The organism is Streptomyces sp. NPDC029836 (assembly GCF_055574495.1).
This window is the reverse complement of record NZ_JBVHZI010000004.1, coordinates 518914-541538: the sequence shown is the minus strand read 5'-3', so window position 1 is coordinate 541538 and position 22625 is coordinate 518914. Positions and strand designations below refer to the sequence as shown.

The following is a 22625-nucleotide window of genomic DNA, read 5'->3' as shown; positions in this document are numbered from 1 at the left end:
GATTCGTTCCGCGACGCCCCGTACGGAGGTACGAGGGGCCACCGGCTCCTCGTACCTCCGTACCCGGCGCACCGGCGCTCAGGCCTCCGTACGGGCCCCCAGCGGCGGAGCCGGCAGGCCCGGGTAGTCCGGGGGCGGGGTCAGGCGCTGGCCGGGTTGGCCGCCCTTCTCGTACTTCAGCAGCTTCTCGGCCTTCTCCGGGTCCGTTTCGCCCTCTCCGTACGACGGGCAGAGCGGGGCGATGGGGCAGGCGCCGCAGGCGGGTCTGCGGGAGTGGCAGATGCGGCGGCCGTGAAAGACGACGCGGTGCGAGAGCATCGTCCACTCGCTCTTGGGGAAGATCGCGCAGATCTCCGCCTCGACCTTCTCCGGGTCCTGCTGCTCGGTCCACTTGAAGCGGCGCACCAGGCGCCCGAAGTGGGTGTCGACGGTGATCCCGGGGACTCCGAAGGCGTTGCCGAGGACCACGTTCGCCGTCTTGCGGCCGACTCCCGGGAGGGTGACGAGGTCGTCGAGGCGGCCCGGCACCTCGCCGCCGAAGGTGTCCCGCAGGGCCTGGGAGAGGCCGAGCAGGGACTTCGCCTTCGCCCGGAAGAACCCGGTCGGTCGGATGATCTCCTCCAGGTCCTCGGGAGCGGCCGCCGCCATGTCCTCGGGCGTGGGGTAGGCGGCGAAGAGGGCCGGGGTCGTCTGGTTCACCCGGAGGTCGGTGGTCTGCGCGGACAGCACGGTGGCGACCAGCAGCTCGAAGGGATTGCGGAAGTCGAGCTCCGGATGGGCGTACGGGTACACCTCGGACAGTTCCCGGTTGATCCGGCGGGCCCGGCGGACCATCGCCAGGTGCGATTCCGGCTTCGCGGAAGCCACCGACCTCGGTTTCTTGGCCGAAACTTTGCCCTGGGGGGCGGGCGGGGCCTTCCTCGGCGCCGCCACGGGGGCTTGTTCGCCCACGGCTGAATTTCGGGTCGCCGTCACTCCTGCGGACCCCTTGGCCTGTGCTCTCACCGGCTTATTGGACACCCGGCCAGCCTAAGGCCGGCCGCTGACACCCGCCCGGACCTCAGGTAACACCACTCCGATTGGTCCCGCGCCGCACAGCACGCCCCTCCGTCCGGCATCCTTGTGATTGATCGCACTGTTTGAGCCGTCCGGCAAAATGGGGAGCGGTCCCCTGGCTGGTCGACATAGGAGAGAGACTCGTGGACGACGTTCTGCGGCGCGCCCCGCTCTTCGCGGCGCTCGATGACGAGCAGGCCGCGGAGCTCCGCGCCTCCATGGGCGAGGTGACCCTCGCACGCGGTGACGCCCTGTTCCACGAGGGCGACCCCGGCGACCGGCTGTACGTGGTGACCGAGGGCAAGGTGAAGCTGCACCGCACCTCCCCCGACGGCCGCGAGAACATGCTGGCCGTCCTCGGCCCCGGCGAGCTGATCGGCGAGCTGTCGCTCTTCGACCCGGGCCCGCGCACCGCCACCGCCACCGCGCTGACCGAGGTCAAGCTCCTCGGCCTCGGCCACGGCGACCTCCAGCCCTGGCTCAACGCCCGGCCCGAGGTCGCGACCGCGCTGCTGCGCGCAGTCGCCCGGCGCCTGCGCAAGACCAACGACCAGATGTCCGACCTGGTCTTCTCCGACGTTCCCGGCCGCGTGGCCCGGGCGCTCCTGGACCTGTCGCGCCGCTTCGGCGTGCAGTCCGAGGAGGGCATCCACGTCGTCCACGACCTGACGCAGGAGGAGCTCGCGCAGCTCGTCGGCGCCTCCCGCGAGACCGTGAACAAGGCCCTGGCCGACTTCGCGGGCCGCGGCTGGCTCCGCCTGGAGGCCCGCGCCGTGATCCTGCTGGACGTGGAGCGCCTCGCGAAGCGCTCGCGCTGACGCACCGCGCCGCGCACCGCGGCAGTCGTCGTGAAGGGGTCCTGCCCGGTCGGGCGGGGCCCCTTCACGCGTCCGGACGTACGAGAGCCGACGGCTCCAAAAAAACGCGTGGGACCCCGGCCGAAGGAAGGGCAGAGTGGGCGCCATGGAACACAGAGGGCTGGACGCTGACGGGTACTTCGAGCGGGAGGGCTCCCTGGGCCGGGTGCAGCCCGGGTTCGCCGCCCTCGTCGCGACCGCCAGGGCCCGGATCGCCGAGGCGTACGGGCAACGGCTGCACAGCGCCTACCTGTACGGGTCCGTGCCGCGCGGGACCGCCCGCCCGGGGCGCTCCGACCTCGACCTGTTGATCGCCCTGCACCGGGAGCCGACCGACGAGGACCGGGACACGACCGAGGCGCTGGGGCGCGGGCTCGACGAGGAGTTCGCCGAGATCGACGGCGTCGGCATCCTGCTGTTCGGCAAGGACCGGCTGCTGAGCGAGCGGGAACGTCACGACCTGGGGTGGTTCCTCGCCTGCCTGTGCACGCCGCTGCTCGGGGACGACCTCGCCGAGCACCTGCCCCGGTACCGTCCGGACGCCCTGCTGGCCCGTGAGCTGAACGGCGACCTGGCCGCCCTGCTGCCCCGATGGCGCGAGCGGGCCGGGGCCGCCTCCACTCCCGCCGAGTACCGCAGGATGAACCGTTTCTTCTCGCGGCACCTGGTGCGCACCGCGTTCACCCTGGTGATGCCCCGGTGGGGCGGCTGGAGCAGCGACCTGCGCGAGTCCGCCGAGGTGTTCGGCCGCTACTACCCGGAGCGCGCCGCACAGCTGCGGGAGGCCGCCGAGGTGGCACTGGAGCCCGTCGCGGACCCGGAGGTGACGCGCCGCTGGCTGGCGGACCTGGGCCCGTGGCTCGCGGACGAGTACACGGCCCGGCTGGGCACGAAGTCGCCCCGGTAGTGAGCGGGGGCCCGTCAGGCCCGCCGAGTGACGTCCAGGGCCTCCACGGCCCTCTTCGCCTCGACCAGGCTCGCGCCGGTGATGCCGCGGTAGGCCTTGATGGCCGAAACCGTGCGGCCCTCGCGCACCAGGGCGCGCACCTCGTCCAGCCCGGCCGGCTCCGGCTCCTCGATGCCGAGGTGGCCCAGGACCGAGCCGAGCCGGCGCTCCAGCCGGTCGACCTTGTGCTCCAGCGCCTTGGCGCGCAGCGTCGCCGACGAGGCGACCCACCCGACGCCTGCCAGTACGGCGAGCAGCACGAGGAACGTGCTCATTCCGGTCCTCCCGGGATCAGTCCGTGATCTTGCAGGTACTCCAGCTGCGCCCGTACGGACCACTCCGCCGCCGGCCACAGGGACCGGTCCACGTCCGCGTAGACCCGGGCGACGACCGCTTCGGGGGTGACGAAGCCGTCCTCCACGGCCGTCTCGACCTGGGCGAGCCGGTGGGCGCGGTGGGCGAGGTAGTACTCGACGGCGCCCTGGGCGTCCTCCAGGACCGGCCCGTGGCCCGGCAGCACCGTGTGCACGCCGTCGTCGACGGTGAGGGAGCGCAGTCGGCGCAGGGAGTCCAGGTAATCGCCGAGGCGCCCGTCGGGGTGGGCGACGACGGTGGTGCCGCGGCCCAGGATGGTGTCGCCGGTCAGGACGGCCCGGTCGGCGGGCAGGTGGAAGCAGAGCGAGTCGGAGGTGTGCCCGGGGGTGGCCACGACCCGCAGCTCCAGGCCGCCGGTGCGGATCACGTTCCCCGCGGCGAGTCCCTCGTCGCCGAGCCGCAGGGCCGGGTCGAGGGCGCGGACCTTGGTCCGGGTGAGTTCGGCGAAGCGGCCCGCGCCCTCGGCGTGGTCCGGGTGGCCGTGGGTGAGCAGGGTCAGCGCGATCCGCTTGCCGGCCTGCTCGGCGGCGGCGATGACGGCCTTGAGGTGGGCCTCGTCGAGCGGGCCGGGGTCGATGACGACGGCCAGCTCGGAGTCCGGCTCGCCGACCAGCCAGGTGTTGGTGCCGTCCAGGGTCATGGCGGAGGCGTTGGGGGCCAGGACGTTGACCGCGCGGGCGGTCGCGGGCCCGGAGGAGACCACTCCGCGGGGCTGGCCCGGCAGGGCTGCGGCGTCGGTCATGAGGGGGCCCCCGGCCGGTCGGAACGGACGCGCTTGGTGAACTCGTCGTGGCCCGGCCAGCTGAGCACCAGCTCGCCGTCCACCAGGGCGGCCCGGGCCACGACGGCGGTCAGGTCCTGCGCTGCGGCGCCCGCGAGCGCCGCCGCGGCGCTCCCGTACGGCTCCAGCGAACGCAGCGTCGCGATGGTGGGCGGCATCATCAGCAGCTCGCCCTTGTCGTAACCGTCGGCCGCGACGGCGGGGCCGATCCAGACGGTGCGGTCGGCCTCGGTGGAGGCGTTGCGGGTGCGCTGCCCCTCCGGGAGGGCCGCGACGAAGAACCACGTGTCGTAGCGGCGGGGCTCGAACTCCGGGGTGATCCAGCGGGCCCACGCGCCGAGCAGGTCGGAGCGCAGCAGCAGGCCGCGCCGGTCGAGGAACTCGGCGAAGGACAGCTCGCGGCCCACGAGGGCCTGCCGGTCGGCCTCCCAGTCGTCCCCGGTGGTGTCGCCGACGACGGTGTCCGCGGTCGGCCCCGCGAGCAGCACCCCGGCCTCCTCGAAGGTCTCCCGTACGGCTCCGCACACGATGGCCTGCGCGGAGGCGGCATCGGTGCCGAGGCGTGCGGCCCAGGCGTCCTGGTCCGGGCCGGCCCAGCCGATGCGGTGGTCCTCGTCGCGGGGGTCGACCCCGCCGCCCGGGTAGGCGTAGGCGCCGCCCGCGAAGGCCATTGAGGAGCGGCGGCGCAGCATGTGCACGGCGGGGCCGGCGGGGGTGTCGCGCAGCAGCATCACCGTGGCGGCGCGTCTGGGCGCGACCGGGGTGAGCGATCCGTCCGCGAGCGCGCGGATGCGGTCGGGCCACTCCGGGGGGTACCACTGACCCCCGGCGGGGCTGGACGACGACTGACCGTGCTGACCGTTCGGCATGGCCGGATGCTACGACCATCCGGCCCGATGTTCGAGGGGCACCCGCGGTGACCTGCCCCGACGGCGAAGCGGGCGACGTCCCCGCGGGCGGCGTGGCGGCCCCCGGGGAAGCGGAAGGGGCCGCTGCGCGAGCAGCGGCCCCTTGCCGCAGACCCGCGCGGTGCGGGGCTCGGGTCAGGCTCCGGGGACCAGCTCGACCTGGATCTCGACCTCGACGGGGGCGTCGAGCGGCAGGACCGCCACACCGACCGCGCTGCGGGCGTGGACGCCCTTCTCGCCGAGGACGGCGCCCAGCAGCTCGCTCGCGCCGTTCAGCACGCCCGGCTGGGCGGTGAAGTCCGGGGCGGAGGCGATGAAGCCGACGACCTTGACGACGCGGGCGATCTTGTCGAGGTCACCGACCACGGACTTCACGGCCGCCAGCGCGTTCAGTGCGCAGGTCGCGGCGAGTTCCTTGGCCTGCTCGGCGGACACCTCGGCGCCGACCTTGCCGGTCATCGGCAGGGTGCCCTTGACCATGGGCAGCTGGCCCGAGGTGAACACGTAGTCACCCGAGCGCACGGCCGGCTGGTAGGTGGCCAGCGGAGGAACGACGTCCGGCAGCGTCAGGCCGAGCTCGGCCAGTTTCGCGTCGACGACGCCGCTCATGCCTTCTCCCGCTTGAGGTAGGCCACGAGCTGCTCGGGGTTGTTCGGGCCGGGCACGACCTGGACGAGCTCCCAGCCGTCCTCGCCCCAGGTGTCCAGGATCTGCTTGGTGGCGTGGACCAGCAGGGGGACCGTCGCGTATTCGAACTTCTTGGTCATGGGGGCGAGCGTAACGCCTGTCGTGCGGGCCTCATGCGCGGCCCGTGGACCGAGTCGTTAGGCTCGGACGCTGTGAGCAGGCTCCAGGTGGTCAGCGGCAAGGGCGGCACCGGCAAGACCACGGTCGCCGCGGCACTCGCGCTCGCCCTCGCACGCGAGGGCAGGCGGACACTTCTGGTGGAGGTCGAGGGCAGGCAGGGCATCGCACAACTGTTCGGAGCGGAAGCGCTCCCCTACGAGGAGCGGAAGATCGCCGTCGCGCCCGGCGGGGGCGGCGGTGAGGTGTACGCGCTCGCCATCGACGCCGAACGGGCGCTGCTGGACTACCTCCAGATGTTCTACAAGCTCGGCTCGGCGGGCCGCGCGCTCAAGAAGCTCGGCGCGATCGACTTCGCGACGACCATCGCGCCCGGCCTGCGGGACGTCCTGCTGACCGGCAAGGCGTGCGAGGCCGCGCGGCGCAAGGACAAGGCCGGCAGGTTCGTCTACGACCACGTGATCATGGACGCCCCGCCCACCGGGCGGATCACCCGCTTCCTGAACGTCAACGACGAGGTCGCCGGGCTCGCCCGGTTCGGGCCGATCCACAACCAGGCCCAGGCCGTCATGAAGGTGCTCAAGTCCCCGGAGACCGAGGTACACCTGGTCACGCTGCTGGAGGAGATGCCCGTCCAGGAGACCGCGGACGGCATCGCGGAACTGCGGGAAGCCGGCCTTCCGGTGGGCCGCGTCGTCGTGAACATGGTGCGCCCGCACCACTTGGACGAGGACACCCTGCGCTCCGCGGTCGGCGAGCACCGGGCCGAGATCGCGCAGGCCCTGTCCCGGGCCGGTCTGGGCGGCTCCCGCCGCGGCGGGCTGGCCGAGCGGCTGGTGGAGCCGCTGCTCGCGCAGGCCGCGGAACACGCGGGCCGGGTCCGGCTGGAGCGCGAACAGCGCGCCACGCTCGCGGAGCTGGACGTGCCGACGTACGAACTTCCCCTGCTCGGGGCGGGGATGGAGCTGGCCGGGCTGTACGAGCTGGCCGCGGAGCTGCGCAAGCAGGCGGACGCCGAATGAGCGAGGGAGTGGACACCATGGGCCTGGACACGCCGCCGAGGCTGGCGGTCGACGCGCTGCTGGACGACCCGAGCATCCGGATCGTGGTGTGCTGCGGCTCGGGCGGCGTCGGCAAGACCACCACGGCCGCCGCGCTCGGCGTACGGGCCGCCGAACGCGGCCGCAAGGCCGTCGTGCTGACCATCGACCCGGCCCGCAGGCTGGCCCAGTCCATGGGCATCGACTCCCTGGACAACACCCCGCGCAGGGTCCCCCTGGAGGGGGGTGGCGAAACCGGCGAACTGCACGCCATGATGCTGGACATGAAGCGGACCTTCGACGAGATCGTCGAGGCGCACGCGGACGGCGAGCGGGCCCGGGCGATCCTGGCGAACCCCTTCTACCAGTCCCTGTCGGCCGGCTTCGCGGGCACGCAGGAGTACATGGCGATGGAGAAGCTGGGCCAACTGCGGGCCCGGGACGACTGGGACCTCATCATCGTCGACACCCCACCGAGCCGGTCCGCGCTGGACTTCCTCGACGCGCCGAAGCGCCTCGGGTCCTTCCTGGACGGGAAGTTCATCCGGGTGCTGATGGCCCCGGCGAAGGTCGGCGGCCGGGCCGGGATGAAGTTCCTCAATGTCGGCATGTCGATGATGACGGGCACGCTGAGCAAGCTGATGGGGGCCTCGCTGCTGAAGGACGTGCAGACCTTCGTGGCCGCGATGGACACGATGTTCGGTGGGTTCCGCACCCGCGCGGACGCGACGTTCCGGCTGCTCCAGGCCCCCGGTACGGCCTTCCTCGTGGTCGCGGCGCCCGAACCGGACGCCCTGCGCGAGGCGGCGTACTTCGTGGAACGGCTCGCGGCGGAACGGATGCCGCTGGCCGGCCTGGTGTTGAACCGGGTCCACGGGAGCGGCGCCGGCCAACTCTCGGCGGAACGGGCCCTGGCCGCCGCAGAGAATCTTGAAGAGGGCGGCATTGTCGATCAGGAGTCCGGGAAAGCTGGACTTCGTGACGCCGCCGACGACGGCTCCCCCGACGTGGACGAGGTCACGGCAGGACTGCTGCGTCTGCATGCGGAACGGATGCAGGTGATCGCGCGTGAACGGCGCACACGCGATCGCTTCACCTCTCTGCACCCGGAAGTGGCGGTGACAGAAGTGACCGCCCTGCCCGGCGACGTGCACGACCTCGCCGGGCTGCGGGCCATCGGAGAGTGCCTCGCGGCCGGGGTACCGGCCGGAGCGTAGGCGTTCGCAGGGTTCTCGTACGACGTGGTGCCCGGGTGATCTACCCGGCCGCCGCGTACGTCTCGTACGGAACGTCGATCTCCGCGTCGACATCCATGGTGAGGATGCCCGTACTGCGTTCGTACTCCGTGCGGGCGGTTTCGAGCAGCCGTCGCCACGAGGTGACGGTGGGACGTCGGCGCAGCAACGCGCGTCGTTCCCGCTCGGTCATTCCGCCCCATACTCCGAACTCGACACGATTGTCGAGCGCGTCGGCCAGGCACTCGGTCCGCACCGGACATCCGGTGCACACCGCCTTGGCCCTGTTCTGTGCCGCTCCTTGAACGAACAGTTCATCCGGATCGGTAGTGCGGCAGGCTGCCTGCGCACTCCAGTCGGTAACCCAGCCCATCCCGGCGCCGTCCTCTCCCGAATCGAGGCTCCCCCACGGCGGTAGCGGCATATTCACCGCTGCCAGTTGAGGACGTTACGGAAGGTGGGCACAGTGCAACACCCCCGACGGGCCCAATCTTGAATGGTCCGAACGGACTATGGGTAAGCGGCAGATCACCCGACGGAGTGATCCGGCGACATGCCCGACCATTCCGGCGATTCGGGTGAAATCGGGGGCTGCCGGTAAGCGGCCGACAGAGCGAAGGGCGAGATTCGGACACGTGTCCACCCCATTCGGGAAGGGTGAAAAACAAGCCGAGGGGTTGATGTCGCACCGCACTGCTGTGACAGTTGGGGCCAGCTTAGGCCAAGGCATTCGCGTGTGTCCGGTGAATGAGAACGTAGGCTGCCCTCCATGGGTAAGAAGCGCTCGGGCGGCGGGCTCACGGGACCACAGCAGGCCGCCAAGTTCCTCGGGGTGTCCGTTCTCTCCGGAGTCGTACTGGCCGGCATCGCGATCCCGGGCGCCGGCGCGCTGGGACTCGCGGCCAAGGGCACGGTAGAGGGATTCGACGAGATCCCGGCCAATCTCAAAACGCCTCCGTTGAGTCAGCGCACCACGATTCTGGACGCGGAGGGTGGCCTGATCGCCACCGTCTATTCACGTGACCGACAGGTCGTCCCGCTGACGGCGATCTCCCCGTACATGCAGAAGGCGATCGTCGCCATCGAGGACTCGCGTTTCTACGAGCACGGCGCGGTCGACCTCAAGGGCATCCTGCGCGCGGTGAACCGCAACGCGCAGGAGGGCGGCGCCGCTCAGGGCGCGTCCACGCTGACGCAGCAGTACGTGAAGAACGTCTTCGTCGAGGAAGCGGGCGACGACGAGACGAAGGTGCGCGAGGCGCAGGAGAAGAGCCTCGGACGCAAGATCCGCGAGCTCAAGTACTCGATCCAGGTCGAGGAGGAGCTCGGGAAGAAGAAGATCCTCGAGAACTACCTCAACATCACCTACTTCGGCCAGCAGGCCTACGGGATCGAATCGGCGGCGCAGCGCTACTTCAGCAAGCCCGCCAAGGACCTCACCATGGACGAGTCGGCGCTACTGGCCGGCCTGGTGCAGTCGCCGAGCCGGTACGACCCCGTCAACGACGCGCAGGAGGCGATGAAGCGCCGCAACACCGTCCTGCAGCGGATGGCCGACATGAAGGACATCTCGCAGGCGGAGGCGGAGGAGGCGAAGAAGAAGCCGGTCCAGCTGAAGGTGACCCGGCCGAAGAACGGCTGCATCACCGCGGTCAAGGGCGCGGGCTTCTTCTGCGACTACGTGCGCAACACCTTCCTGTCGGACCCGGTGTTCGGCAAGACGCGCGAGGACCGGGCGAAGATCTGGAACCAGGGCGGCCTGACCGTCCGTACGACCCTGGACCCGCAGTCCCAGGAGTCGGCGAACGCCTCGATCAAGGACCACGTCAACGAGGACGACTCGATCGCCACGGCCGTGACCATGATCCAGCCGGGCACCGGCCGGGTCCTGGCCATGGGGCAGTCCAAGCCGTACGGCTTCGGGAAGAACGAGACGCAGATCAACTACTCCGTGGACAAGCGGATGGGCGGCTCCAACTTCGGCTTCCAGGTGGGTTCCACGTTCAAGCCCTTCATCGCGGCCGCGGCCCTCGAGCAGGGCATGGCGCCGACCAAGGTCTACTCGGCGCCCAACAAGATCGACTACCCGAGTCCGATCCCCAAGTGCGACGGCAGCCAGTGGGTCAACCTGCCGGACGGCAAGAAGAAGCTCGCGACGGCCGAGAACGAGACCGAGGACGAGATCGGTCCCTACGCGCTGCGGACGGCGATGGAGAAGTCCATCAACACGTACTTCGTGCAGATGATCGGCGAGATCGGGCTCTGCCCGGTGAACGAGATGACGCAGAAGCTCGGCGTGATCCCGGCCGACGGCTCGAAGCTGCCCGAGGCCCCCTCCATCGCGCTCGGCTCCGCCGAACTGTCGCCGCTGACGATGGCCAACGCGTACGCGACCTTCGCCAACCGGGGCACGTACTGCACCCCGATCGCCCTGGAGTCGATCACCGACGCCCACGGCAAGGCCCTCGCGGTGCCGAAGACCAAGTGCGATCGGGCGATGTCCCAGGACACCGCCGACACCATCAACACCCTGCTGCGCGGCGTGGTCGACTCCGGTACCGGTGAGAAGGCCGGCCTGAGCAACCGCGACAACGCGGGCAAGACCGGTACGACGGACTCCCGTTACAACGCCTGGTTCGTCGGCTACACCCCGAACATGTCGGGCGCGGTGTGGGTCGGCTCGGGCGGCGCGAAGAAGATCTCGATGGAGGACATCACCATCGGCGGGCAGTACTACCCGAAGGTCTTCGGCGGTGGCCTGCCCGGCCCGATCTGGCGCGACGCGGTCTCCGGCGCCCTTTCCGGGCGCGAGGCACCCGACTTCGCCACGGTCAGCATCGCGGAACCCCAGCTCCCGAGCACCGGCAACGGCAACAACGGCGGCCGGGGCAACGGGAACGGGGCCGGTAACTCCAACCCGCCGACCCCGAACCGGCCCGGCAAGCCGAACAAGCCCGGCGGCGACGGCAAGCCCGGCGACAGCCGGCCCGGCGGTGCGACGGCTGCCGGAGCCACCGGCGGCGCGGCCGCCGCGGGCGGCGGGGGCGACTCCCAGAAGCCGCCGTTCGGCGGGATCACCGGGGAGCCCGGCCTGATCGGCGGCCGGGAGGAACAGTAGGACCCGCGGTGGAGAAGGGGAGGGCCCCGGCCGGATGATCCGGCCGGGGCCCTCCCTCGTTCCCGCTGCTGTACCTGTACCTGTACCTGTACCTGTTTCCGTACCCGTACCCGTACCCGTACCCGTTTCCGCGCGGGATCGGGTGCTGCTCCTACCGATCCCGCCCGGTTCAGGAAAGCCGGCGCTTGACGACGGCGGCGACCCGGCCGCCCTCCGCCAGACCCGCGACCTTGGGATTCACGATCTTCATGACGGCGCCCATGGCCCGCGGCCCCTCGGCGCCCGCCGCCTTGGCCTCCTCGACCGCCTGCGCCACGATCGCGTCGAGCTCGTCGTCGGCCAGCTGCTTGGGCAGGTACGCGTCGAGGAACTCACCCTCCAGCGTCTCCCGCGCGGCCTGCTCGGCGCGGCCGCCCTGGGCGAAGGCCTCCGCGGCCTCGCGGCGCTTCTTCGCCTCCTTCGCGATCACCTTGAGGACTTCGTCATCGGAGAGCACGCGTGCTTCCTTGCCCGCGACCTCCTGGTTGGTGATGGCGGACAGGGTCAGGCGCAGCGTCGACGAGGCGAGCTCGTCGCGGGCCCTGATGGCGTTGGTGAGGTCTTCCTGGAGCTTGGCCTTGAGCGTGGTCATGTCCATGAGTCTGCCAGGTGAGGGGGCGGTGGCGCCCGCCGGTTTTCCGCGTCTGCGACGATAGGGGGCATGCGCGCGCGTTACGGAGTCCCCCTCAAAGTCACTGCCTCGATCGCGGCGGTGGGGGCCGCCGGAGTGGCCTATGCCGCCGGGTTCGAGGCCCGTTCCTTCCGCCTGCGCCGGGTCACCGTGCCCGTGCTCCCGCAAGGGATGCGCCCGCTGCGCGTGCTCCAGGTGTCCGACATCCACATGGTCGGCGGGCAGCACAAGAAGCGCGCCTGGCTGCAGTCCCTGGCCGGGCTGCGCCCCGACCTCGTCGTGAACACCGGCGACAACCTCTCCGACACGGAGGGCGTGCCGGAGGTGCTCGACGCACTGGGTCCGCTGATGGAGTTCCCGGGCGTCTACGTCTTCGGGTCCAACGACTACTACGGGCCGCGGCTGCGCAACCCGGGGCGGTACCTGATCGAGAAGACCCAGGGCCGGCACGGACTGAACGGCAACAAGCCGGTCGTCGGCGCCGTCCACAACCCGTGGGAGGGCATGCGCGACGCCTTCGACGCGGCGGGCTGGCTCAACCTCACCAACACCCGGGCCCGGCTGAAGCTGGAAGGGCTGGAGCTCGCCTTCACCGGCCTCGACGACCCCCACATCAAGCGGGACCGCTACGAGCAGGTCGCGGGCGGTCCGGAGGCGGACGCCGACTTCTCGATGGCCGTCGTGCACGCCCCGTACCTGCGCGTGCTCGAATCCTTCACCGCCGACCGGTACCCGCTGATCCTCGCCGGGCACACGCACGGCGGGCAGCTGTGCATCCCCTTCTACGGGGCCCTGGTCACCAACTGCGACCTGGACACCAAGCGGGTGAAGGGCCTGTCGACGTACGAGGCCGAAGGCCACCGCTCGTACCTCCACGTCTCGGCGGGCTGCGGCACCAACCGCTACACCCCGGTCCGCTTCGCCTGCCCGCCGGAAGCGACCCTCCTGACCTTGACCCCGAAGGCCTGACACCCGGGCCGGGACACCTCGGCGACACCCTGCCGGGACCTCGTCGGGGCCCCGTCGGCGCTTCGTCGGCGCTTCGTGAAAACCGGATTTCGTCTCCGGGCGAGGGTCCGCTAAAGTAATCGATGTCGCCACGGCAGCAAGACGCCAAAGCGACGATCGGGGTGTAGCGCAGCTTGGCAGCGCGCTTCGTTCGGGACGAAGAGGTCGTGGGTTCAAATCCCGCCACCCCGACGCTGTAGTACCAGGTCAGGCACCTACCAATTTTGGTAGGTGCCTGACCTGTTTTGCGTTCCCGCTCCGCCGGGGCGGGGTGGTGGTGCTGGGCCGGGGTGGGGTCAGTGGTCCAGGGGGTTTGCGGCGATGCGGGTCGCGGCTCCGGACGCGACGTAGGTGGCGGCCGCGCAGGTCGGTTTGCGTACGGCCTGGTCCTCGACGAGCGCGAGGAAGGCCGCGCCGAAGCCCCGTCGCGGGTACGCGGCCAGCAGGCCGGCCGTGAAGGACGGGGCGAACCCCTCCACGCGCAGACCCGAGACGTCCGCGCTCGTGCCCACCTGGAGGAGGTGGCTCTCCGCGTCCTCGGCGGCGTCGACGTCGTCCCGCATGTGGAGGACGATCACCTCCTGCGCCCGCGCCCGGCGGGCGGGCGCCCAGCCCAGGCCCGCCGTGAACACCCGGGCCACGTGCCCGCCGGCCTCCTCGAAGGGCAGGGTGTGGCTGTCGAACGGCGCGGTCAGGCCCAGGTCGTGCAGGAGGGCGCTGACGTAGAGGAGTTCCGCGTCGTACGCGATCCCCCGCTCGCGCGCGTACTCGGCGGCGAAGGCGTAGGAGCGGACGGAGTGGTTGAGCAGCGCCGCGTCCGCGTACTCCGCGGCGGTCTCGAAGGCGGAGCGGGCCGCGGCGGAGTCGAGGTCGTAGGGGGTCCGTGTCCGTGTCATGAACGCACCCTAGTGCGGACGCGCCTCAGGTCCGCGTCTCAGGTTTCCCGGGTGAAATCCACCGTCGACGGGGTCCTGCCGGGCCAGTTCAGCAGGGTCGGCTGCGGGGGCGTCTCCGCGAGGACGCTGCCGCGGGAGACCACGTAGCGGGGGGGGACCTGACGGCGGATCGCCTCCTGCGGGGTGGGGGCGGGCAGCAGGACGAAGGACGCGGGGGCGCCCTCGTGGATCCCGTACTCGGAGGCGTCGAGGCCCAGCACCCGCGCCGCACGGTCCGTCACCATCGAGAAGGCGAGCGGGATCTCGTCCGCTCCGGTGAGCTGGGCGGCGTAGACGCCGACGAGGGCGGTCTGGAGCGGGTTGGCCGTGCCCAGCGCGTTCCAGGGGTCCATCACGTCGTCGTGGCCGAAGGCCACGTTGACGCCGGCGGCCAACATCTCCTTGACCTGGGTGAGGCCGCGCCGTTTGGGATAGGCGTCGAACCGGCCCTGGAGGTTGAGGTTCGCGAAGGGGTTGGAGACGAGGTTGATGCCCGAACGGGACAGCAGCCGTTGGAGTTTGAACGCGTAGGCGCCGTTGTATGAGCCCATGGCCGTGGTGTGCGAGGCGGTCGCGCGCTCGCGCAGGCCTGAGCGCAGGGCCAGGGTGGCGAGCGTTTCCACGAAGCGGGACTGCTCGTCGTCGATCTCGTCGCAGTGGGCGTCGACGCGCAGCCCGTGCTCCTCGGCCAGCGCGAAGGCCGTTCCCAGTGAGGCGATCCCGTCCTCGCGGGTGTCCTCGAAGTGCGGGATCGCCCCTACGACGTCCGCCCCGCGGGCCACGGCCTCGCGCAGCAGCGCGGCGCCGTCGGGGAAGGAGACGATGCCCTCCTGCGGGAAGGCGACGATCTGCAGGGTCATGACGTCCCGCACCCGGTCACGGACCTCCAGCAGCGCGTCTAGTGCGGTGAGGGCGGGGTCGGTGATGTCGCAATGGGTGCGGACGTGCAGCACCCCGTTGGCCGCCTGCCAGCGCAGCACCTCGGTCGCCCGGTCGATGACGTCCTCACGGGTCAAGGTCCGCTTGCGTTCGCTCCAGCAGGCGATGCCCTCCCCGAGCGTGCCGGAGACGTTGGGGCGGGGTTGCCCGGCCGTCAAGGCCGTGTCCAGGTGAATGTGGGGCTCGACGAAGGGTGCGGTGAGGAGACCGCCGTGGGCCTCGATCAGCACTCCGGTCGCGGGCGGTTCCTTCTGGTCGTCGTACGGGACCACGCGCGCGATCCGGCCGTCCTCACCGACTTCCACGTCGGAGAGGGCGTGAGCCGATGTGTGGAGCAGCCGGGCACCCCGGACGATCATCCGCATGGGGCCAGCGTACGGACGCGGTCCTTCGTTTCACGTGAAACGCCCGCGTGCACGCGACCCGGTTTCACGTGAAACGCGCGCATGCCCCTGGTCTTCGCCGATACCGACACTCGTCAGCGATCGACGTCCGCCCGCCGCCGTCCGCCCGTTCGGCCCCGTCGGCATCTCGACGCGTCACCGCCGCCGGTACGGCAAGAATGGAGGGCATGACCAGCGACAGCGATGTGACCCCCGGCGACACCCCCGAGACGCGAGAGATGCCCGACTGGGAGAAGCGCTTCCGGGCCCCGCGCGTAGGCCTTCCCGAATGGGCCGAGGACGCCCCGGACCGCTCGCTCTTCGTCTCCAACGCGACCGGCACCTACGAGCTCTACGCCTGGGACCGCGCCACCGGCACCCAGCGCCAGGCCACCGACCGACCGAACGGCACCACCGACGGCACCCTCTCCCCCGACGGCGAGTGGATCTGGTGGTTCTCCGACACCGACGGCGACGAGTTCGGCACCTGGGTCCGCCAGCCCTTCGCGGGCGGCCCCGACGCACCCGCCACCCCCGGCCTGGAGCCCTCCTACCCGGCGGGGCTCGCCATCGGTCGGGACGGCACGGCGGTCGTGGGTCGGTCCACGGACGAGGACGGCTCGACGATCCACGTCGTCCGGCCGGACGGCAGCGCCCCCACCGTCGTCTACCGGCACCGCGAGTCGGCCGGCGTCGGAGACCTCTCCCGCGACGGCACCCTCCTCGCCGTGGAGCACACCGAGCACGGCGACGCCATGCACTCGGCGCTGCGCGTCCTCACCCTCGACGGGACCACCGTCGCCGAGCTCGACGACTCCAAGGGCGGTACCGAGGAGCTCGGTCTGGACGTGCTCGGCTTCGCCCCCGTCGCCGGGGACACCCGTCTCCTCGTCGGCCACCAGCGGCGCGGCCGGTGGGAGCCGATGGTCTGGGACGTGTCCACCGGCGCCGAGGAGGACCTGGCGATCGAGCTGCCCGGCGACGTCAGCGCCGAGTGGTACCCGGACGGGTCCGCCCTGCTCATCGCGCACAGCTTCGAGGCGCGCAGCGAGCTGTGGCGCTACGACCTGGCCGCGCGGGAACTCGTACGGGTCGACACGCCCCCGGGGTCGGTGTCCGGCGCGACGGCCCGCCCGGACGGGACCGTCGAGTACCAATGGTCCTCGGCTGCGGAACCGGCCTCCGTGCGCTCCACCTCCGGCGGTGTCGTACTCGATCCGCCCGGTTTCCGGCCGCCCGGCTCGGTGCCGGTGGAGGACGTGTGGGTGGACGGCCCCGGCGGCCGCGTCCACGCCCTGACCCAGCGTCCCACCGGACCCGGCGACGGCCCCTTCCCGACCATCTTCGAGATCCACGGCGGGCCCACCTGGCACGACAGCGACTCCTTCCTCGCCACCCCGGCCGCCTGGCTGGACCACGGCTTCGCGGTGGTCCGGGTCAACTACCGCGGCTCCACCGGCTACGGCCGGGAGTGGACCGACGCCCTCAAGCACCGCGTCGGCCTGATCGAGCTGGAGGACATCGCGGCCGTCCGGGAGTGGGCCGTGGCCTCCGGCCTCGCCGACCCGGCCCGCCTCGTCCTGTCCGGGGGATCCTGGGGCGGATACCTGACCCTGCTCGGCCTCGGCACGCAGCCCGACGCCTGGGCCGTGGGCCTGGCCGGCGTACCCGTCGCGGACTACGTCACGGCCTACCACGACGAGATGGAGGCCCTGAAGTCCCTCGACCGCACGCTCTTCGGCGGCACCCCGGAGGAGGTCCCCGAGCGCTTCGAGGCCTCCTCCCCGCTGACGTACGTCGACGCCGTCACCGCTCCCGTGCACATCGCCGCCGGGGTCAACGACCCGCGCTGCCCGATCCGTCAGATCGACAACTACGTCGACCGCCTCGCCGCCCGCGGCGCGGTCCACGAGGTGTACCGCTACGACGCCGGGCACGGCTCGCTGGTCGTCGAGGAACGCATCAAGCAGGTCCGCATGGACCTCGAATTCGCCCTCAAGCACCTGAAGCCCTGATCCGGGAGCCCTCCGGGCCACGCGGTACCCCTCCCGCCCGGCCGTCTCCGGGCGGGACGGGCGGTTGCGGGCCGTGCCCCGGAGGCGGGCCGGCCCCGCGCCCCCCGTACGGTGGTGGGGTGCACCGGTTTCTCCTGACCCCGCGCTGGTGGGGGATCAACGTCTTCGTCGCGCTCGCCATCCCCGTCTGCCTGTTCATGGGGTCCTGGCAGCTCGGCCGCTTCGAGGATCGCGTCGGCAGCCACCGGGAGGCGACCGCGCAGCGGCCCGCCGACCTGACGGCCGCCCCGCTGGACTCCCTGCTGCCGGTGACCACGGAGACCTCCGGACGGCTCGCCTCCACCGCCGGGGAGTACGGGCGCCAGCTGCTCGTCCCCGAACGGCAGCTCGACGGCCGGGAGGGCTTCTACGTCCTGACCCTGCTGCGTGCCGACTCGGGCCGGACCCTCCCCGTCGTACGGGGCTGGCTGCCGGGGCCGGCCGACGCGGCGAAGGCCCCGATCCCGCCGACCGGACGGGTCGAGGTCAGCGGCGCCCTGCAGTCCTCGGAGAACTCCGGGACCAAGGGCGTCCACTCGCAGGGCGGCCTCCCGGAGGGGCAGCTCGGGGTGATCGGATCGGCCACACTGGTCAACCTCGTGCCCGATCCGCTGTACGACGCCTGGCTGACGGTGCAGACGCCCGTCGACGGGATGACGCCGGTCCCCGCGAAGGCCCCGAACAACACCGGTCTCGACCTGAAGGCCTTCCAGAACCTCGGCTACACCGGCGAGTGGTTCGTCTTCGTCGCCTTCGTCATCTTCATGTGGTTCCGGCTGTACCGCCGCGAGGTGGAGACCCTGCGCGACGCCGAGGCCGGGCTGCTGCCGGCCACCCCGGACGCGACCACCGGACCCGATGCCGGGGCCGATGCCGCTGCCACCCCGGACGCGGCCACCGGGTCCGACGCCGACGCGCCGGACCCGGCCTCCGCTACGGCGCGGCCGGGACGATGATGCCCGTCCGGTAGACCGTTCCGCCGCAGGCCGCCGGGATCGTGGTCTGCGTGACCGGAGCCCCCGACAGCGGTGTGCCCGGCGTGTGGGACACCGCCACGCCGGCCGGGTCCGGAGCCGTGGAACCGCTCAGCGGGTCCGCCGCCGCGGCCGGGCTCACGGCCGAACCGTCCGCCGCCGCGGGCTCCGCCGAACCGGCCGGGTGCTGCGCCGGGTCGCTCTGCTCGGCGGGCTTGGCCGAGGGGCCCGGGGTCGCCGCGGGACAGGACTCGGCGGACGGGACCCAGGCGAAGCGCACCTCGTAGGCACTGTCGGGGGCGAGGACCAGCTGGGCCGTCTCCGTCGACGGGGCGGGGAGCAGCCCGCTCGCCGGGTCACCCTCCCGGTGGCCCGTGACCGTCACCGCGGGGCCCTTAGCGGGCGGCGTCGTCGCCAGCGAGGCTGCCGTCACCCGGTCCGGGCCGGTGACCGTGCAGCCGTGCGCCGACACGTTGGTGACCTTGAAGCTGCCGTAGACCTTCCCGTCGCGCTCGGGGGCGCGGGCGCTGCCCCGCACGCCCAACTGTTCGGAGGTGCAGGAGGGGACGACCCCGGGGGCGGACACCGGGGGCGTTCGCTCGATCACCGGTCCGCTGCCGGTCGCGTCGCCCGCCGTGGCGCCGGTACCGGACGGGCCGGCCGTGCCGCCGCCGGAGGGGCTGCCGCTCGCCTGCGGGGACGGTCGTTCGCCGGTGCCGCTCTCCAGGATCGGGCCGGGGGACCGCGTCGGCCGGGGCTGGTTGCCGGCTCCGGCGCCGTTGTGGCGGGGCTCCGCGGGGTCCTCGGCGTTGCCGCCCTGCGCTTGGCCGTGCCCGGCCATCGTCGAGTGGTCGGTGGTGGTGCCCTGTTCGCCTCCGAGGTGCAGGGCCGCCGGCACCGCGGTCGCGGCCAGCAGTACCGCCGCTGCCGCCCCGACGACGGCCTGGCGTTTGCGGGCCCGGCGGGCGGGCACCGCGTGGCGCAGCCGCTCCAGCGCGCCGTCGGAGGGCTCCAGGCCCTGGACGGCGCCGGCCAGCAGGTTCCGTAGCGCCTGTTCGTCACCGTCGCGGCCGGCGGTTCCCGTCGGGTCCGCCGGATTCTTCTGGTCGTCCGTCATGACTGCGCAGCCTCCATCGCCACCCTCAGCGCGGCAATGCCCCGCGAACCGTACGCCTTGACCGAGCCGAGCGATATGCCGAGCGTCTCGGCGACCTGGACCTCCGTCATGTCCGCGAAGTAGCGCAGCACCAGCACCTCGCGCTGGCGGCGCTGGAGTCCGCGCATCGACTTGATCAGGTCGTCGCGCTCCAGCTGGTCGTACGCGCCCTCCTCCGCGCTCGCCATGTCCGGCATCGGCTTCGAGAGGAGCTTCAGCCCGAGGATGCGTCGACGCAGCGCGGACCGCGAGAGGTTCACGACGGTCTGACGCAGGTAGGCCAGCGTCTTGTCCCGGTCCCGGACCCTGTTGCGCGCCGAGTGGACGCGGATGAAGGCCTCCTGGACGACGTCCTCGCAGGAGGCGGTGTCGTCGAGGAGGAGCGCGGCCAGTCCGAGGAGGGACCGGTAGTGGGCCTGGTAGGTCTCGGTGAGGTGATCGACCGTGGTCCCCGCGACGACGACCTTCTCGGCGGCGGTCTCCGCACCGGCGCCGGTTGCCCCGGCCGCGGGCGCACCGGCCGCCGTCGTGTCCGCGGGCGGGCCGACCGGACCCGCGCCGTCGCGGGGCGATGGCAGGCGGCCGCCCGGGGTCGGCAGGGGCAGGGCGGCGGGCGGGGCGCCGGCCGGCGGAACGGGAACGATCACGGGGAAGCCACCGGGTGTGCCGGTGCGTCGCCGCGACGGGACGATTCCGGTGCGTGCGGGTACGACGGCGAAGTCGAGCAATGCCTCTGCCACGCCCTTTGGACACGTATCCCCGCGTCAGGGTTGTACGCGCGGGGCGGAGTCCTTCGCGTTCTTCCCGTTGCCCTCATGCGTACACCCTTCCCGGTTGCCCCGTTTGTCCAGGCGGCAGTCGGGCCATCACCTTGATCAAGGGATCGTCACCGATCCTACAAAGCGAATTACGCGAATTCACCCGCGATGAGTTCCGAGATCTGAACGGCATTCAGGGCCGCGCCCTTGCGCAGGTTGTCGGCGCACACGAAGAACTCCAGGGCGCGGGTGTCGTCGAGCGAGCGCCGCACCCGTCCCACCCAGGCGGGATCCGTTCCGGCGGCGTCGGCCGGCGTCGGGAACTCCCCAGCGGCCGGGTCGTCGACGAGGACCACGCCGGGCGCGGCCTCCAGGATCTCCCGGACGCGCACCGCGTCGACCTCCCGCTCGAAGCGGGCCCGCACGGTCAGGGAATGGCCGGTGACCACGGGGACCTGTACGCAGGTCACGGCGACCGGCAGCGCGTCCAGTCCGAGGATCCGCCGGGTCTCCGCCCGCACGGCCAGCTCGTGCGAGGACCAGCCGTCGTCGCACAACTCACCGGACCAGGGGACGACGTTCAGCGCTAGCGGGGCCGCGAACGGCCCGGTGTCCTCGCCGACGGCCCGTCGGACGTCACCGGGCTGCTCGCCCAGGGAGGTGCCGGCGACCAGGGACAGCTGGCGGCGCAGGGTCTCGGAGCCGGCCCGACCGGCCGCGCCGGCGGCCTGGTACGAGGAGACGGCCAGGTCGGCCAGCGCGTACTCGGCGTGCAGCGCGCCCAGCGCGGCGATCATCGCGGCGGTCACGCAGTCGGGGCCGGCGACGATGCCGCGCGGCCGGATCCGTACGGCGTGGCCGTTCACCTCGGGCACCACCAAGGGCACCTCGGGGTCGTCCCGGAACGCGGCGGAGCGGTCCACCACGACGGCTCCGCGCGCGGTGACCACGGGGGCCCAGCGCGCCGAGACCTCGCCCGGGGTCAGGAAGAGCACGACGTCGCCCACGCCGAGGCCGTCGAAGGCGTCCTCGGTGAGGGCGATCACCTCGATCTCCTCGCCGCGCACGGCCAGCACGCGGCCGGCCGAGCGCGCGGAGGCGATCAGGCGCATCTCGCCCCAGATGTCGGCCCGTTGGGACAGGATCCGGAGCAGGACCGAACCGACCGCACCAGTCGCCCCGACCACGGCGAGCGCCGGGCCGGAGGACCGGGGCGGGTTCATCGTCCGGTGCCTCCGTAGACGACGGCCTCGTCGCTGTCGGAGTCGAGTCCGAAGGCCGTGTGCACGGCGCGGACGGCTTCGTTGACGTCGTCCTGGCGGGTCACGACGGAGATGCGGATCTCGGAGGTCGAGATCAGCTCGATGTTGACGCCCGCGTCGGACAGCGCCTGGAAGAACGAGGCGGTGACGCCCGGGTTGGTCTTCATGCCCGCGCCGACCAGCGAGATCTTGCCGATCTGGTCGTCGTAGCGCAGCGAGTCGAAGCCGATCTGGCCCTTCGCCTTCTCCAGGGCTTCGATGGCCTTGTGGCCCTCGGTCTTGGGGAGGGTGAAGGAGATGTCCGTGAGGCCCGTGGAGGCCGCGGAGACGTTCTGGACGATCATGTCGATGTTGATCTCGGCGTCCGCGACGGCGCGGAAGATCGCCGCGGCCTCGCCCGGCTTGTCCGGGACCCCGACGACAGTGATCTTGGCTTCGGAGACGTCGTGCGCGACTCCGGAGATGATGGCGTGCTCCACCTGCGCGTCCCCTTGCGGATTCTCGTTGCTGACCCAGGTGCCCGGCAGTCCGGAGAAGGACGAGCGGACGTGGATCGGGATGTTGTAGCGGCGCGCGTACTCGACGCATCGGTGCAGCAGCACCTTGGAGCCGGAGGCCGCGAGCTCCAGCATGTCCTCGGAGGAGATCCAGTCGAGCTTCTTGGCCTTCTTCACGACGCGGGGGTCCGCGGTGAAGACGCCGTCGACGTCGGTGTAGATCTCGCAGACCTCGGCGTCCAGCGCCGCGGCCAGCGCCACGGCGGTGGTGTCCGACCCGCCGCGGCCGAGGGTGGTGATGTCCTTCGAGTCCGCGGACACGCCCTGGAAGCCGGCGACGATGGCGATGTTGCCCTCGTCCAGCGCGGTGCGGATACGGCCCGGCGTCACATCGATGATGCGCGCTTTGTTGTGCACCGAGTCGGTGATCACGCCCGCCTGGCTACCGGTGAACGACTGGGCCTCGTGGCCCAGGTTCTTGATCGCCATGGCCAGCAGGGCCATGGAGATCCGCTCTCCGGCGGTCAGCAGCATGTCGAACTCACGCCCGGCAGGCATCGGAGATACCTGCTCGGCGAGATCGATCAGCTCGTCCGTAGTGTCGCCCATCGCGGAAACCACGACGACCACCTGGTGGCCGTTCTTCTTGGCATCCACGATCCGCTTGGCGACGCGCTTGATGCCCTCGGCATCGGCTACGGAGGAGCCTCCGTACTTCTGCACGACAAGGCCCACGTGCGCTCCTCGCTCGGTTCGTCTCATTTTCCGGATGCAGTCTAACGAGCGGCCGCGATACGACCGCTTCGTGCCACATCATGAGACGAAAAGATCAGCGGACCGGTTGCCCGGGCGGGCCCCGACGGGGCAGG

At 71.7% G+C, this 22625-nt stretch carries 22 protein-coding genes and 1 tRNA gene; 9 read left to right on the top strand and 14 right to left on the bottom strand.

All coding sequences use genetic code 11. The features are described from left to right. Positions 1–78: 78 nt before the first annotated feature. Positions 79–951 (bottom strand): endonuclease III, encoded by an 873-nt coding sequence (gene nth / locus ACZ4XJ_RS16250; protein ID WP_468496534.1) that lies wholly within the window; start codon positions 949–951, stop codon positions 79–81. Between the two features lie 248 nt (positions 952–1199). Here nth and ACZ4XJ_RS16245 point away from each other — a divergent pair, with 248 nt between their 5' ends. Then, on the top strand, positions 1200–1874 hold the full coding sequence (locus ACZ4XJ_RS16245; RefSeq protein WP_003981529.1) for a Crp/Fnr family transcriptional regulator: 675 nt from the start codon (positions 1200–1202) through the stop codon (positions 1872–1874). A gap of 145 nt (positions 1875–2019) precedes the next feature. Beyond that, entirely contained in the window at positions 2020–2820 is an 801-nt protein-coding gene (locus ACZ4XJ_RS16240; protein ID WP_362875379.1) for a nucleotidyltransferase domain-containing protein, read from the top strand. 14 nt (positions 2821–2834) lie between these two features. Here ACZ4XJ_RS16240 and ACZ4XJ_RS16235 read toward each other — a convergent pair whose 3' ends face one another. The 5 genes from ACZ4XJ_RS16235 to ACZ4XJ_RS16215 form a co-directional block, all read right to left on the bottom strand. Continuing rightward, positions 2835–3134, bottom strand: coding sequence for a hypothetical protein (locus tag ACZ4XJ_RS16235; RefSeq protein ID WP_468496533.1), 300 nt, complete (start codon positions 3132–3134; stop codon positions 2835–2837). Then, positions 3131–3976 carry an MBL fold metallo-hydrolase gene (locus ACZ4XJ_RS16230; protein ID WP_362875377.1) on the bottom strand — a complete coding sequence of 282 codons (846 nt, stop codon included), beginning with the start codon at positions 3974–3976 and terminating at the stop codon, positions 3131–3133. The genes ACZ4XJ_RS16235 and ACZ4XJ_RS16230 overlap by 4 nt, the downstream gene beginning before the upstream one ends. Continuing rightward, a complete protein-coding gene (locus tag ACZ4XJ_RS16225; RefSeq protein ID WP_468496532.1) occupies positions 3973–4884 on the bottom strand; it encodes an NUDIX hydrolase in 912 nt (303 codons plus the stop codon). The genes ACZ4XJ_RS16230 and ACZ4XJ_RS16225 overlap by 4 nt, the downstream gene beginning before the upstream one ends. Positions 4885–5058: 174 nt before the next feature. Then, complete coding sequence (locus tag ACZ4XJ_RS16220) at positions 5059–5532, bottom strand: RidA family protein (protein ID WP_362875375.1); 474 nt, start codon at positions 5530–5532, stop codon at positions 5059–5061. Next, positions 5529–5690 carry a DUF4177 domain-containing protein gene (locus tag ACZ4XJ_RS16215; protein WP_007264966.1) on the bottom strand — a complete coding sequence of 54 codons (162 nt, stop codon included), beginning with the start codon at positions 5688–5690 and terminating at the stop codon, positions 5529–5531. The genes ACZ4XJ_RS16220 and ACZ4XJ_RS16215 overlap by 4 nt, the downstream gene beginning before the upstream one ends. Before the next feature lie 72 nt (positions 5691–5762). Here ACZ4XJ_RS16215 and bagA point away from each other — a divergent pair, with 72 nt between their 5' ends. Continuing rightward, positions 5763–6749, top strand: a complete 987-nt coding sequence (gene bagA, locus ACZ4XJ_RS16210; protein WP_468496531.1) for an ATPase BagA — start codon at positions 5763–5765, stop codon at positions 6747–6749. Continuing rightward, positions 6746–7984, top strand: a complete 1239-nt coding sequence (gene bagB, locus ACZ4XJ_RS16205) for an ATPase BagB (protein ID WP_468496530.1) — start codon at positions 6746–6748, stop codon at positions 7982–7984. The genes bagA and bagB overlap by 4 nt, the downstream gene beginning before the upstream one ends. Positions 7985–8024: 40 nt before the next feature. On the opposite strand, the gene ACZ4XJ_RS16200 is transcribed toward bagB, so the two are convergent. Then, entirely contained in the window at positions 8025–8375 is a 351-nt protein-coding gene (locus ACZ4XJ_RS16200) for a WhiB family transcriptional regulator (RefSeq protein WP_053676911.1), read from the bottom strand. 396 nt (positions 8376–8771) lie between these two features. On the opposite strand from ACZ4XJ_RS16200, the gene ACZ4XJ_RS16195 reads away from it, so the two are divergent. Continuing rightward, positions 8772–11120: a transglycosylase domain-containing protein gene (locus ACZ4XJ_RS16195; RefSeq protein ID WP_362875372.1), complete on the top strand. Its 2349-nt coding sequence runs from the start codon at positions 8772–8774 to the stop codon at positions 11118–11120. 169 nt (positions 11121–11289) lie between these two features. Here the strand turns inward: ACZ4XJ_RS16195 and ACZ4XJ_RS16190 are convergent, their stop codons facing one another. After that, on the bottom strand, positions 11290–11751 hold the full coding sequence (locus ACZ4XJ_RS16190; protein ID WP_468496529.1) for a GatB/YqeY domain-containing protein: 462 nt from the start codon (positions 11749–11751) through the stop codon (positions 11290–11292). A 69-nt stretch (positions 11752–11820) separates the two neighbouring features. Here ACZ4XJ_RS16190 and ACZ4XJ_RS16185 point away from each other — a divergent pair, with 69 nt between their 5' ends. Continuing rightward, positions 11821–12759 carry a metallophosphoesterase gene (locus tag ACZ4XJ_RS16185; protein WP_468496528.1) on the top strand — a complete coding sequence of 313 codons (939 nt, stop codon included), beginning with the start codon at positions 11821–11823 and terminating at the stop codon, positions 12757–12759. A 157-nt stretch (positions 12760–12916) separates the two neighbouring features. After that, positions 12917–12990: transfer RNA gene (locus ACZ4XJ_RS16180), tRNA-Pro, on the top strand. Positions 12991–13094: 104 nt separating this feature from the next. Here ACZ4XJ_RS16180 and ACZ4XJ_RS16175 read toward each other — a convergent pair. Both ACZ4XJ_RS16175 and codA read right to left on the bottom strand, forming a co-directional pair. Further along, on the bottom strand, positions 13095–13694 hold the full coding sequence (locus ACZ4XJ_RS16175; RefSeq protein ID WP_468496527.1) for an HD domain-containing protein: 600 nt from the start codon (positions 13692–13694) through the stop codon (positions 13095–13097). 38 nt (positions 13695–13732) lie between these two features. Then, entirely contained in the window at positions 13733–15037 is a 1305-nt protein-coding gene (gene codA / locus ACZ4XJ_RS16170) for a cytosine deaminase (RefSeq protein WP_468496526.1), read from the bottom strand. A gap of 206 nt (positions 15038–15243) precedes the next feature. Here codA and ACZ4XJ_RS16165 point away from each other — a divergent pair, with 206 nt between their 5' ends. Together ACZ4XJ_RS16165 and ACZ4XJ_RS16160 are read left to right on the top strand one after the other, a co-directional pair. Beyond that, positions 15244–17070 carry a S9 family peptidase gene (locus ACZ4XJ_RS16165; RefSeq protein WP_468496525.1) on the top strand — a complete coding sequence of 609 codons (1827 nt, stop codon included), beginning with the start codon at positions 15244–15246 and terminating at the stop codon, positions 17068–17070. A 119-nt stretch (positions 17071–17189) separates the two neighbouring features. Continuing rightward, positions 17190–18065 (top strand): SURF1 family protein, encoded by an 876-nt coding sequence (locus ACZ4XJ_RS16160; RefSeq protein WP_468496524.1) that lies wholly within the window; start codon positions 17190–17192, stop codon positions 18063–18065. Here ACZ4XJ_RS16160 and ACZ4XJ_RS16155 read toward each other — a convergent pair. From ACZ4XJ_RS16155 to ACZ4XJ_RS16140, 4 genes are all read right to left on the bottom strand, one after another. Then, positions 18043–19200: a hypothetical protein gene (locus ACZ4XJ_RS16155; protein ID WP_468496523.1), complete on the bottom strand. Its 1158-nt coding sequence runs from the start codon at positions 19198–19200 to the stop codon at positions 18043–18045. The genes ACZ4XJ_RS16160 and ACZ4XJ_RS16155 overlap by 23 nt on opposite strands. Beyond that, positions 19197–19979, bottom strand: coding sequence for a SigE family RNA polymerase sigma factor (locus ACZ4XJ_RS16150; RefSeq protein ID WP_468496522.1), 783 nt, complete (start codon positions 19977–19979; stop codon positions 19197–19199). The genes ACZ4XJ_RS16155 and ACZ4XJ_RS16150 overlap by 4 nt, the downstream gene beginning before the upstream one ends. A gap of 167 nt (positions 19980–20146) precedes the next feature. Next, positions 20147–21220, bottom strand: a complete 1074-nt coding sequence (locus ACZ4XJ_RS16145; RefSeq protein ID WP_468496521.1) for an aspartate-semialdehyde dehydrogenase — start codon at positions 21218–21220, stop codon at positions 20147–20149. Continuing rightward, entirely contained in the window at positions 21217–22491 is a 1275-nt protein-coding gene (locus ACZ4XJ_RS16140) for an aspartate kinase (RefSeq protein WP_468496520.1), read from the bottom strand. Before ACZ4XJ_RS16140 ends, ACZ4XJ_RS16145 begins: the two co-directional genes overlap by 4 nt. Between the last annotated feature and the right edge of the window lie 134 nt (positions 22492–22625).

Coding starts and splice junctions, on each gene's coding strand:
- ACZ4XJ_RS16235 (WP_468496533.1), bottom strand. CDS start 3,134: ATGAGCACGTTCCTCGTGCTGCTCGCCGTACTGGCAGGCGTCGGGTGG.
- bagB (WP_468496530.1), top strand. CDS start 6,746: ATGAGCGAGGGAGTGGACACCATGGGCCTGGACACGCCGCCGAGGCTG.
- ACZ4XJ_RS16145 (WP_468496521.1), bottom strand. CDS start 21,220: ATGAACCCGCCCCGGTCCTCCGGCCCGGCGCTCGCCGTGGTCGGGGCG.
- ACZ4XJ_RS16220 (WP_362875375.1), bottom strand. CDS start 5,532: ATGAGCGGCGTCGTCGACGCGAAACTGGCCGAGCTCGGCCTGACGCTG.
- ACZ4XJ_RS16200 (WP_053676911.1), bottom strand. CDS start 8,375: ATGGGCTGGGTTACCGACTGGAGTGCGCAGGCAGCCTGCCGCACTACC.
- ACZ4XJ_RS16230 (WP_362875377.1), bottom strand. CDS start 3,976: ATGACCGACGCCGCAGCCCTGCCGGGCCAGCCCCGCGGAGTGGTCTCC.
- ACZ4XJ_RS16240 (WP_362875379.1), top strand. CDS start 2,020: ATGGAACACAGAGGGCTGGACGCTGACGGGTACTTCGAGCGGGAGGGC.
- ACZ4XJ_RS16165 (WP_468496525.1), top strand. CDS start 15,244: ATGACCAGCGACAGCGATGTGACCCCCGGCGACACCCCCGAGACGCGA.
- codA (WP_468496526.1), bottom strand. CDS start 15,037: ATGCGGATGATCGTCCGGGGTGCCCGGCTGCTCCACACATCGGCTCAC.
- ACZ4XJ_RS16155 (WP_468496523.1), bottom strand. CDS start 19,200: ATGACGGACGACCAGAAGAATCCGGCGGACCCGACGGGAACCGCCGGC.
- ACZ4XJ_RS16195 (WP_362875372.1), top strand. CDS start 8,772: ATGGGTAAGAAGCGCTCGGGCGGCGGGCTCACGGGACCACAGCAGGCC.
- ACZ4XJ_RS16190 (WP_468496529.1), bottom strand. CDS start 11,751: ATGACCACGCTCAAGGCCAAGCTCCAGGAAGACCTCACCAACGCCATC.
- ACZ4XJ_RS16185 (WP_468496528.1), top strand. CDS start 11,821: ATGCGCGCGCGTTACGGAGTCCCCCTCAAAGTCACTGCCTCGATCGCG.
- ACZ4XJ_RS16175 (WP_468496527.1), bottom strand. CDS start 13,694: ATGACACGGACACGGACCCCCTACGACCTCGACTCCGCCGCGGCCCGC.
- ACZ4XJ_RS16225 (WP_468496532.1), bottom strand. CDS start 4,884: ATGCCGAACGGTCAGCACGGTCAGTCGTCGTCCAGCCCCGCCGGGGGT.
- ACZ4XJ_RS16215 (WP_007264966.1), bottom strand. CDS start 5,690: ATGACCAAGAAGTTCGAATACGCGACGGTCCCCCTGCTGGTCCACGCC.